Source organism: Streptomyces mabaensis, assembly GCF_053763515.1.
Window position 1 is genome coordinate 46,912 of sequence record NZ_JBSOPZ010000043.1, and the last position, 10,199, is coordinate 57,110.

General features: G+C 66.5%; 12 protein-coding genes. All 12 read left to right on the forward strand.

What is annotated here, in order from left to right:
* Positions 1–31 precede the first annotated feature (31 nt).
* The 12 genes from ACWV17_RS29590 to ACWV17_RS29645 all read left to right on the forward strand — a co-directional run bounded on the left by ACWV17_RS29590 (position 32) and on the right by ACWV17_RS29645 (position 9,836).
* Entirely contained in the window at positions 32–1,369 is a 1,338-nt protein-coding gene (locus ACWV17_RS29590) for a CpaF family protein (protein WP_455352767.1), read from the forward strand.
* A gap of 17 nt (positions 1,370–1,386) precedes the next feature.
* Positions 1,387–2,325: a type II secretion system F family protein gene (locus ACWV17_RS29595; protein ID WP_455352766.1), complete on the forward strand. Its 939-nt coding sequence runs from the start codon at positions 1,387–1,389 to the stop codon at positions 2,323–2,325.
* A 13-nt stretch (positions 2,326–2,338) separates the two neighbouring features.
* On the forward strand, positions 2,339–3,208 hold the full coding sequence (locus ACWV17_RS29600; RefSeq protein WP_455352765.1) for a DUF5936 domain-containing protein: 870 nt from the start codon (positions 2,339–2,341) through the stop codon (positions 3,206–3,208).
* A 61-nt stretch (positions 3,209–3,269) separates the two neighbouring features.
* Entirely contained in the window at positions 3,270–4,610 is a 1,341-nt protein-coding gene (locus ACWV17_RS29605) for a sensor histidine kinase (RefSeq protein WP_455362080.1), read from the forward strand.
* 46 nt (positions 4,611–4,656) lie between these two features.
* On the forward strand, positions 4,657–5,742 hold the full coding sequence (locus tag ACWV17_RS29610; RefSeq protein WP_455362081.1) for a response regulator: 1,086 nt from the start codon (positions 4,657–4,659) through the stop codon (positions 5,740–5,742).
* A 230-nt stretch (positions 5,743–5,972) separates the two neighbouring features.
* Entirely contained in the window at positions 5,973–6,206 is a 234-nt protein-coding gene (locus ACWV17_RS29615; RefSeq protein WP_455362082.1) for a hypothetical protein, read from the forward strand.
* Positions 6,206–6,874: a pilus assembly protein TadG-related protein gene (locus ACWV17_RS29620; protein WP_455352761.1), complete on the forward strand. Its 669-nt coding sequence runs from the start codon at positions 6,206–6,208 to the stop codon at positions 6,872–6,874. The genes ACWV17_RS29615 and ACWV17_RS29620 overlap by 1 nt, the downstream gene beginning before the upstream one ends.
* 32 nt (positions 6,875–6,906) lie before the next feature.
* On the forward strand, positions 6,907–7,500 hold the full coding sequence (locus ACWV17_RS29625; RefSeq protein WP_455362083.1) for a hypothetical protein: 594 nt from the start codon (positions 6,907–6,909) through the stop codon (positions 7,498–7,500).
* A gap of 4 nt (positions 7,501–7,504) precedes the next feature.
* Positions 7,505–8,128: an OmpA family protein gene (locus tag ACWV17_RS29630; RefSeq protein WP_455362084.1), complete on the forward strand. Its 624-nt coding sequence runs from the start codon at positions 7,505–7,507 to the stop codon at positions 8,126–8,128.
* A gap of 475 nt (positions 8,129–8,603) precedes the next feature.
* A complete protein-coding gene (locus tag ACWV17_RS29635; RefSeq protein ID WP_455362089.1) occupies positions 8,604–8,867 on the forward strand; it encodes a hypothetical protein in 264 nt (87 codons plus the stop codon).
* Position 8,868: 1 nt separating this feature from the next.
* Positions 8,869–9,204, forward strand: coding sequence for a hypothetical protein (locus ACWV17_RS29640; RefSeq protein WP_455362085.1), 336 nt, complete (start codon positions 8,869–8,871; stop codon positions 9,202–9,204).
* Between the two features lie 218 nt (positions 9,205–9,422).
* The gene (locus tag ACWV17_RS29645; RefSeq protein WP_455362086.1) at positions 9,423–9,836 is read left to right on the forward strand and encodes a hypothetical protein; all 414 of its coding nucleotides are present in this window, start codon (positions 9,423–9,425) and stop codon (positions 9,834–9,836) included.
* The last annotated feature ends 363 nt before the right edge of the window (positions 9,837–10,199 follow it).

The window sequence follows — 10,199 nt, forward strand, 5'->3', positions numbered from 1 at the left end:
GCACAGCAAGCAATGCCGAGGAGTTACGCAGATGAGCCTTCTGGAGCGCCGGGGCGTCCCCGAGGACAACAGCGGGAACCGTGAAGACGGTCATCTCGTCGCCACCTACCGGGCGAAGCTGCTCCAGGAGATCGACCTCGCGGAGATGTCCGCGCTGGCGGCGGCCGAACGCCGGGTCCGGCTCGAACGGGTCCTCGGTCACATCATCAGCCGCGAAGGCCCGGTCCTCTCCACGGTCGAGCGTGCGCAGCTGATCCGCCGGGTCGTCGACGAGGCCCTCGGTCTTGGCATCCTGGAGCCGCTGCTCGAAGACGCGTCCGTCTCCGAGATCATGGTGAACGGGCCGGACCAGATCTTCGTCGAGCGCGGCGGCCGGGTGGAACTCCTCCCGATGCGCTTCGCCTCGAACGAACAGCTCATGCAGACCATCGAGCGCATCGTTTCCACGGTCAACCGCCGGGTGGACGAGGCGAATCCCATGGTCGACGCCCGGCTCCCGAGTGGCGAACGCGTCAACGTGATCATTCCGCCGCTGTCGTTGACCGGCGCGACGCTGACCATCCGGCGGTTCCCCCGCGCCTTCACGCTCCGCGAGATGATCGGCCTCGGCTCGCTGGACGAGCACATGCTGTATCTGCTCTCCGGACTCGTCCAGGCCAAGATGAACATCATCGTGTCGGGCGCCACCGGTACCGGTAAGACCACGCTGCTCAACGCTCTCTCCGGGCTGATCCCCGAGGGCGAGCGCATCATCACCATCGAGGACTCCGCCGAGCTGCAGCTCCAGCAGTCCCACGTGATCCGTCTGGAGACCCGCCCGCCCAACGTGGAGGGCAAGGGCCAGATCACCATTCGCGATCTGGTCCGCAACTCACTGCGTATGCGCCCCGACCGCATCATCGTCGGTGAGGTCCGCGGCGGCGAGACCCTTGACATGCTCCAGGCGATGTCGACCGGTCACGACGGTTCCCTGGCCACGGTGCACGCCAACAACGCCGAGGACGCGCTGATGCGTCTGCAGACGCTGGCATCGATGTCCGAGGTGGAGGTCCCGTTCGAGGCGCTTCAGGACCAGATCAACAGCGCGCTCGACGTGATCGTCCAGCTGACCCGGCACGCCGACGGCTCCCGCCGGATCACCGAGATCGCGATCATCGACTCGCACGGCCGTGAGCCCTTCAAGATCGTCTCGGTGTGCCGCTTCCTCGCGCAGCCCATGGCCGCCGACGGCAGGATTCACGGCCACTTCGAGTACTACCCGATCCCGCGCCGGATCGCCGACCGCTTCTTCATGGCGAGTCAGCCGGTCCCGCAGGCCTTCGGTGTAGCGATGTCCGACGCACAGCTCGCCACCCGAGAAGCCAAGTAGCAGGTAGGTAGCCGGAAATGGATAATCTCGCACCGCTGACGATCGGCGCCACGCTGCTGTTCTGTGTGCTCTCGGTCGCGGGCGTGCATGTGTACGCGTCGGGCAAGGCCCAGCGCGAAGCCCTGTACCAACGACTCTCGTCGACCCAGCAGATACCCGTGGTGGGGCGGCGTCGCCGCTTCCGTGGCGTGGACCGCAAACTGCGGACGACGAAGTTCGGCAAGAAGGTCGAACTCAGGCTCTCGGCCACCGGCCTCGATCTCACTCCCGGCGAGTTCTTCGTATACATGGTGGCGGCTGTCGCCGGCTTCTGGCTGGTCGCCAGCTCGCTTCTGGCCTCCTTCTTCGGGCCCATCGCCGCCGTCATTGCCCTGTGGTCGGCCTTCGCCTTCCTCAACTGGCAGCGTCAGAAGCGCATTGAGAAGTTCATCAACCAGCTGCCCGAACTGTCCCGCATTCTGGCCAACGCCACCCAGGCCGGACTCGCGTTGCGTATGGCACTCGCCATGGCCGCCGAGGAGCTTGAGGAGCCGGCCGGCGAGGAACTGGGCAAGGTCGCCAACGCGCTCGCCGTCGGCCATTCCATCGACGACGCCCTTGGCGAGCTGGCCGAACGCCTGCCCTCCCGTGAGCTGGTCGTCCTCGTCACCACCCTCGTTCTTTCGAACCGCTCCGGTGGCACGATCGTCAGCTCCCTGCGCAACCTCACCGAGACCCTGGAGGAGCGCAAGGAAACCCGGCGCGAGGTGCGTACGCAGCTCTCCCAGGTCACCATGACCGCCTACATCGTCCCCGCCATGGGCCTCGGCTGTCTGCTGTTCATCGACAACCTGTACCCGGGTGCTCTCGACAAGATCACCGGCTCCGCCTTCGGCCAGGTCGTCGTGCTGATGTCCCTGTCCCTGTACGGGCTCGGGTTCTTCCTCGTCCGCCGCCTCGCCAAGATCGAAGTCTGAGAGAGGGCACCCCATGGATCTGCTGTTCGCACTCGCCGCGGGCCTGTGCACCGCGGGCGCCTTCTACGGCATCAGGCTCTACCGGGCCGACGCCAAGCTGCCGAGCGACCTCGCCGTCGCCCTCGAAGTGGGCTCCACCCGCACCAGCGCCGTCGGCGGCGGGATCGACCGTCTGGGTATGCGCTACGCCCCCGCGGTGCTCCGCATGATGGGCCCCAAGCAGGTCAACAAGCTCCGCAAGAAACTCGACATGGCGGGCAACCCCGGTGGTCTCACGGTGGACCGCTATGCCGCCCGGCGCGCGGTCTACGGCTTCATCGGCGGCCTGGGCGCGCTCGCCATGCTGAGCAACGGCCGCCCGTTCTTCGCCCTCGGGATGGCGGCGTTCGGTATCTGGTGGGTCGACGTGGCCATCTGGTCGGCCATGCGGGAACGCAAGGCGGCCATCGAGCGGACGCTGCCCGACTTCCTCGACGTCCTGGCCGTCGTCGTGTCCGCCGGTCTCGGCTTCCGTCAGGCCCTGGACCGGGTGTCCGAGAAGTACGTCGGTCCCTGGGCCGACGAACTCAAGATCACCCTGCGTCAGATGGACATGGGCGTCAGCCGCCGGGACGCCTTCGAGGAGCTGCGCAAGCGCAACGCGTCCGACCAGGTCGCCCAGTTCGTCACGGCACTCCAGCAGGGCGAGGAACTCGGGGCGCCGATCGTCGACACGTTGATCGCGATCGCCAACGACATGCGCCGTACGGACGCGCAGAACGCACGCCGCAAGGCGGCCAAGGCCGTCCCCCAGGCCACCGGCATCGTCACCATGCTGATGGTCCCGGCCACCATCCTGCTCATCGGCGTCGGCATGTTCCTGGGATCCGGCATGAACATCTGATGAGTACGCCCGGACACCAGGCTGACGAACCACTGAAGGAACCAGCGAGGGAGGGAAGAACATGGCGACACACCCGCTTTTCCAGGGCCGGTCGGCGCTGATCACCAGCACCGGCGTCGCGGGCCTTGCGACTGCCGGCCAAGCCGAGCCCGTACTCCAGATCCAGCTCAGCGCTCTGCAGGCGATGTGCCGTCAGGTCTTCGGCTTCCGGCTGGCGATGATCGCGCTGGCCACGCCCTTCGCGTTCCGCGGGACCGCCCCCGGCTGGCCCACCTGGCTCGTCGGTCTGGCGATCCTGGTCACTTTCATGGGCTCGTACCTGCTCTTCCGCGACTGGGAGCGTTTCGGGCCGCTGCTGCTCAAGCACCCCGCGCTGCTCGGCGTCGATGCCCTGTTCGGGGCGCTCCTGCTGTTCACGGCATCGCCGGCGAGCCCGCTGAGCTATGTCACCATCTGCACCCCTCTGCTGGCCGGACTCGTCTACGGCTGGCGGGGCGCCGGCTTCTTCACCGCTCTCACCGTCCTGGTCATGGCTCTGGCCTACGCGGCCAACACCCACCTCGATGCCTCCCTCGCCGACTCCAGTCTCCTTCCCGGGCTCAGCGTCATCCTCGGAGCGGTGGGGGTGGCCCTGCGTGGCATGATGCTCCGCTTCGGAACCGCCACCCAGGCGCTCAGCGATGTCCACTCCCGGCTCGCCGTCACGGAAGCGGTCGAGGGCGAACGCGCGCGCCTGGCCCGCGAGATGCACGACTCGGTAGCGAAGACCCTGCACGGCGTGGCATTGGCCGCAGAAGGGCTGGCCACCTCCGCGGACCGGATGGACCCGCGGACCGTGAAGCACCAGGCCGAGCTGGTGGCCCGCTCGGCCCGCCGCGCGGCCACCGAGTCCCGGGAGCTCCTCTCCGACCTCCGTCGTCAGAGCGATCTGGTTTCCACGGGCGTTGACGTCGCCAGTGAACTCTCGGCAAAGGTCGGCGACTTCACGCGCAGGACCGGGCTCCGGTCCTCCTGGCGCACGCTGGGCACCGAACCGGTCCCCGCCGTCCCGCACGCCGTCGCCAGGCAGCTGCTGACCGTTGCCACCGAGGCGATGGAGAACGCTCATCGTCATGCCCGCCCCTCGCGCGTGGATGTGGCCGCCGGGGTCGTCGACGGCGTACTGCGCATCAGCGTGTACGACGACGGCCGAGGCCTGCCCCCGGGCACGTCGCTCGACGAGCTGAAGCGGGCGGGCCACTTCGGCCTCGTCGGCATGGTCGAGCGTGCCGCCGGTATCGGAGCCCGCATCCGCATCGGCCGGGGGCGGGCGGCCGGCGGGACCGAAGTCCGTCTCGATCTCCCCGTCTCGGCCCTGCTCCCCGCCGGCAGGTCGGCAACGGCACCACCTGTCGCGCACTGAATTTTCCCCCCACTCTCCCCCCAACACCCAGAGAGGAGGCCGCACCATGCCGGACGATTCTTCGTACCCTCGCAGTTCTTCGTACCCACCCAGTCATGTCCCCGTTCCCCCGCCGGCGGCGGCATCCGGAGGCTTCCCCGACCTCCCCAGCCCCGCGGCACCCGCGCCGCTTCGTGTCGTCGTGGCCGACGACAACCCCGTCGTACGCGCCGGACTCGGCGTTCTGCTGTCCGGCCGAGCGGACATCGAGGTGGTCGCGGAAGCGGCCGACGGACGAGAGGCATACGAGGAGGCGCAGCAGCACCGTCCCGATGTCGTACTGCTCGACGTCCGCATGCCCGGCGTGGACGGCATGTCGGTGCTGCCCCACCTGGTGCGCATAGCCCCGGTCATGATGCTGACCTACAGCCGGGAGAGCGAGATCGTTCAGGAGGCCCTTCGGCTCGGGGCGGGCGGCTATGTGGTCCACGGCGAGTTCACCGCAGACCAACTCGTGGGCGCGGTACGGGACATCAAGGAGGGCCGGGCCCACTTCACCGCGTCGGCGGCCAACGCCCTGCTGGCGCATATGCGCAACGGGCCAGGGCTGGTGCCGCGGCAGCCGCTCCCGGAAGGGCTCGGCGCCGTGTACACCACGGGTGTTCCGTACCAAGGCGGACCTCATGCGCCGGTTCATCCGCAAAGCGATGCAACTGCACACGGAATCCCGCAGCAAACCGGACCGTACTGGGCGCCGAACTCGGGCTCTCCCACCGGCTCGCGTGTATCAGATTCGTTGCAGCCCCCGCACATGACTTCGCATCTGCAACCGAATGTGGCACAGTCGTGGCAGGAACAGGGGCCCGCTCCGGCCCGCGCGGCGGCGCCTGCGCAGGAGCGGCGTCCCAGGGAAGAGTTCGGCCTGAGTTCGAGGGAGGTGGAAGTGATGGACCTGATCGCAGCCGGAATGACCAATCAGCAGATCGCTGCCACCTGCTTCATCAGCGAGAAGACCGTCAAGAACCACATCAACCGCATCTTCGGCAAGCTGAACAGCGCAAGCCGCAGCGAGGCCATCGCGCTCTGGCTCGGCACGGCACGTGGTCACGGCAACGGTGCAGGTACGGGAGGGGGGACGGCCGGTCATGGCTGAACGGGGGGCGGAGCGCCCGGGTCGTGAGACCCAGGCGGCCAACGGGGGGGCCCAAACGTCGCTTTGGGCCCTGGATTGGGCCCTGGGGCCCTCTTCCGGTACTCCGGTTCCGGAGTACGTTTCTCGTGTCGAAAGCGGCACCGGCAGGGAGGAAGCCGGAACCGCAGGAGACGCCAAAGAAACTTGCGAGTCGGCCGGCAATCGGTCGGCCGGACCCGGAGGGGAACACCATGTCGAAGAACATCGTTCTGAAGGCCGCCGTCGAGAGCAAGATCCGCGTCAACGGCTGGGCGAACACCACGGTCGAGCGCATGACCCGCAAGGCCGACCAGGGCCAGACCGCGGTGGAGTACATCGGCATGCTGGTCGCGGTCATCGCGATCATCGCGGTGGTGGCCAGCATGACGGACATCGGCACCACGATCGGCAACACGATCCGGACGGTCGTCGGCACCGCCGGCTGATGCAGCGAGTTCTCCACGCTCTGGCACCAAGGCACCGCGAGGCAGGGCAGGCTTTCCCCATCTACATCACGGTGGTGGCGAGTCTGCTCTTCCTCGCGTTCGCCTATTTCGCGGTCGGCCAGGCCGCGGCAACCCGCAATGGTGCCCAGGGGGCTGCAGACGCCGCCGCGCTCGCAGCCGCTCAGGAGGCACGGGACCAGCTGGGGCGAGACCTGCTCGGCTCGGTACTCAACCCGGAGAACTGGTCCGATCTCTTCAACGGAGAAGGCTTCGGCTACGGAGAGTCCTGCGCAGAGGCGGAGCGATTCGCGGAGATCAACGAGGCAAGGGTGCTCGAGTGTGACCCCTACGACGGCCACCGCGACGGGTTCACGGTGCAGGTCGAGAGCCTGGATACGTTCGGCGAGTCGGTGATTCCGGGAACCGAGGACATGAAGTCGGTGACCGAAGCCACGGCAGTCATCGAGCCGCTGTGCACCTTCGAATCGAGGCCGGAGCCGGAGCCGGGTGAGAGCGACGACCCCGAGAACGGCGAGGACGAGGACGAGCCTGTCTCTCCCGGCACCTTGACGTGCAATGGCAGGGACCTGCCCATCGATCCGGCCAACGACGACTGGCTCCCGGATGTGGCGGACCTTTTCTCAGTCCGGCTCATCGACGCCGACTGACCGAGTGAACAACTAGCAGAGGAATAGCAGTGATGAGCATGCGGCAGATCTCTCAGGTGCGTCGGACGGCGGCGGCCGTCAGCGCGGCCGTAGCGTTGACTCTTACCCTGGCAGCCTGCGGTGGTGGCGATGACAAGCCTGAAAAGGCTTCGGAATCCAAGTCCTCCTCGTCAAAGGGTGACGGAGGGAACAAGGGCAGCGCCAAGCAGGAGGAGGAAAAGGTCATCGCCACGCTCAAAGGCCAGGATGACATCACTCTCGACGTGACCTCAGCGGTTCGTGACTCCGGTGGCTTTGTCACGGTGACGGGCGTAGTCAAGAACAGTGGCAGCAAAGACTTCTACGACGCCACGTTCTGGTCCGGTCCGGACCTGGCCATCTTGAAGGGTGCTGGCGGTGCCTCCTTGGGCGGCGCGACCTTGGTGGACTCGAAGGAAAAGAAGCGCTACTACATTCTGCGTGACACGGAGAACCGTCCGCTGGCCACCACCGGAATCCCTGTCATCAAGGCCAACTCCAAGACCCCCGTCTTTATGCAGTTCCCGGCACCGCCGGAAGGCACCACCCAGGTCACGTTCATGCTGCCGACCTTCCAGTCCGTCACCCTCACGCTCGGAAGTGAGTGACGGCATGCGAACCACCACAGTTCCCTTTCGCCGGGCGCCATTCGTTGTCTCCTTCGCCCTAGCCCTGACCGGCATCGCGGCTCCAGCCCTCGCCGATGACCCCAACCCCTCCGCCACCTCGGTCTTCGAAGGCGAGATCGACGCCAACGACCCCGACCTCAAGCTGCCGGAGGGCGCAACGCTCGCTCCGGGCAAGGTCCTTGAGATCAAGCAGGTCATCGGCGATGACGGCGGTAACGAGCGTCGCGAGGACAGTAACTCCGAGGTCAAGTTCAACCTCCAGGCGGAGGTCCTCTTCGGCAAGGACAGCGCGAAGCTGAGCGGTGCGGCCAACGCGCGTATCCAGGCGATCGCCGAGGAGATCAAGAAGCAGGACGCCAACAAGGTCCGCGTCTTCGGCTTCACGGACAACCTCGGTTCCTCCGCCCACGGTGACGTGCTGTCCAAGCAGCGTGCTGATGCCGTGCACAAGGTGCTGGCCCGCGAGCTTGCCGCCGCGGATATCACCTACGAAATCCGTGGATACGGCGAGCAGTTCCCGATTGCCGAGAACAACACCGAAGAGAACCGGAAGATGAACCGTCGTGTCGAGGTGTCCTTCCCCCGCGGAGAGGGCTCCCAGAGCTGACGCTCAACCAACGGGCCGGTGTAGGGTCTCAAAACTCGCTGCATAATCTCAGCAAGAGCTGCACGGCGGCGGCATTTATGCCGCCGCCGTGAGACTCGCAGGTCGGAGCGTCACCTATCCGGGTGGCGAGAGCAGTGATCGACCCCGCCTGCGTTCGCTGCGCTGGAACCTTGGCTGCACAGGAAGTCGGTGTGTGGCTGAGGGTGTGCGGTGGGGGAATTCGCTGCGTCTGTGAGCGCCCGTGCCGAGCGGCGTGCAGCGGTGGAGGACCGGGCCTGGAGCGTGCCAGAACGCACAAGATCCCCCTACGTCCGCGCGGCAGCGCAAGCCACAACGAAAGCCTCCGCATCCGGGAACAGCCAGACAAGCACCCCGCGTGCTACGACCCGCGCTCAACGGCCTCGCCGCTGACGAGTGACTCCGACGGTTCGTGAAAGCCTCCGCCTACCCCACCCTCGGCGCGGCAGCCCGTGACATGGGCGTCAGCGGGCCCATCCTCGTCACTCAGATCAACCGCCTGGCCCGGCAACTGGGCGGCCCACTGCTCGAACGAGCCGAACGAGGCCGCCCATGCAACTCACGCCACTCGGCAAGCGGGTCGTCAGGGCCGCAACTGGTTGGCTATCCGAGCCACGACATTGACTCCTTTCGGCAAGAAGGTCGTCGCTGTTGCCAGGGCTATCCTCTGACGATTCAGAGGAGGGGACTACAGTCCATGACGGGAGAGGGTGCGGGGTGAGGTGACGCTGAACAAGAAGGGATCCCGCGGGATCACTGTCGACGGGGTCGCATACCGCTGGCGGATTCGCAGGAAGCCCTCCTACATGCAGGGCCTGTGCTGGACGCCGTTGGTTTACGCAGTCGAGCTCGGGGGCGCCGACCGTCCGGGCACGACGTTGGTAGTCACCACTGGACGGCCGCACCCCAGTAACTGGTTGGGCGTTGAGGCAGAGCCTGTTCGGCCAGCTCATGTCGCCGCGACCATCAAGGAGGCGCGGGCGCAGGGCTGGGAACCGGCCGAGGCTGGCTCTCCATTCCTGTTCGACCAGACTGCAGACTTCACACCGATGCCCTGACACGTCGGCCAACCGACGAAAAGATCACCCGGGATCGTCCAGCCGCTGAAGAACCTGCTGAAACTCACCGCTGTCGAGCAGACCAACAAGGCCATGACCCCGAGTGGCTAGCATCCGACGCGTTCGAGGAGATCTGGGACGCCGCCCGGCGGCAGATCGCGGCCGTCCGCGCTGATCCATCAGCCTGGCCCACCGCGGCCATCTGGCATCATCCCGGCATGGCTGCATCTCCTCCCCGCACCATCCGAGCCGTCGACACCGAACGTCTCCTTGACCTGGAGCAGGAGGCCGCCGCATACGGCTTCAGCCAGCGGCTTCCGGTCGAGTGGCTTCGGGAACACGTCACCGCAGGGGCAACGCACTACCTGTTCCCCGCGCTCGTGCACCAGCTCAGCCACCGCCCCGAGGTGTCACCGCATTGGAGATGTGAACTGCTGTTGACCGCCCCGAGCGGCGAACAGTTCCTGAGTCTGCTCGACGTGCTCCCCGCCACCTTCGACAAGCTTCCGGAGACCTTGGACGCGGCGTCCAAGACGGACATCGTCGGCCGCATGGAACGAGCACCGGCCCAGCGTGAGTGGGCAGAGCAGACGACCGCGAAAGCCAGTCCTGCAGAAGTGCCACGAAACTGAGACGCGAACACGTGGACAAGGACTGAGACAGCCCGAGAAGGAGTTGGTCAGCGCGACGCGCTATGACACGGAGCGTGAGATCGTACAGGGTTGTAGGATCTCAAATTTCGCTGCACAGTCTCAGATCTGACTGCATATCTGCTGCACTTATGAAGCCGTCGTGAGACGTGCAGGCTGAGGTGCGCGTGGTCCGCTGCTTCCTTGGACTTGTTGTCCTCGGCGGCGCCGTGGCGGATGTTCCGCCGGTACCAGCCGCAGAAGCCGTGTCCAAGATCCGAGGTCAAGCCCCAAGGCCGGGTAGTTAACGCATTCGTGCTGGTGGCAAGCGAGTTGGTAGGCGTTGCGACATCGAAGGGAACGTGG

Bases quoted from the DNA above. Each gene is read 5' to 3' on its own strand.
- ACWV17_RS29625 (WP_455362083.1), top strand. From the start codon at position 6,907: ATGAGCATGCGGCAGATCTCTCAGGTGCGTCGGACGGCGGCGGCCGTC.
- ACWV17_RS29630 (WP_455362084.1), top strand. From the start codon at position 7,505: ATGCGAACCACCACAGTTCCCTTTCGCCGGGCGCCATTCGTTGTCTCC.
- ACWV17_RS29645 (WP_455362086.1), top strand. From the start codon at position 9,423: ATGGCTGCATCTCCTCCCCGCACCATCCGAGCCGTCGACACCGAACGT.
- ACWV17_RS29615 (WP_455362082.1), top strand. From the start codon at position 5,973: ATGTCGAAGAACATCGTTCTGAAGGCCGCCGTCGAGAGCAAGATCCGC.
- ACWV17_RS29600 (WP_455352765.1), top strand. From the start codon at position 2,339: ATGGATCTGCTGTTCGCACTCGCCGCGGGCCTGTGCACCGCGGGCGCC.
- ACWV17_RS29590 (WP_455352767.1), top strand. From the start codon at position 32: ATGAGCCTTCTGGAGCGCCGGGGCGTCCCCGAGGACAACAGCGGGAAC.
- ACWV17_RS29620 (WP_455352761.1), top strand. From the start codon at position 6,206: ATGCAGCGAGTTCTCCACGCTCTGGCACCAAGGCACCGCGAGGCAGGG.
- ACWV17_RS29595 (WP_455352766.1), top strand. From the start codon at position 1,387: ATGGATAATCTCGCACCGCTGACGATCGGCGCCACGCTGCTGTTCTGT.
- ACWV17_RS29635 (WP_455362089.1), top strand. From the start codon at position 8,604: ATGGGCGTCAGCGGGCCCATCCTCGTCACTCAGATCAACCGCCTGGCC.
- ACWV17_RS29605 (WP_455362080.1), top strand. From the start codon at position 3,270: ATGGCGACACACCCGCTTTTCCAGGGCCGGTCGGCGCTGATCACCAGC.
- ACWV17_RS29610 (WP_455362081.1), top strand. From the start codon at position 4,657: ATGCCGGACGATTCTTCGTACCCTCGCAGTTCTTCGTACCCACCCAGT.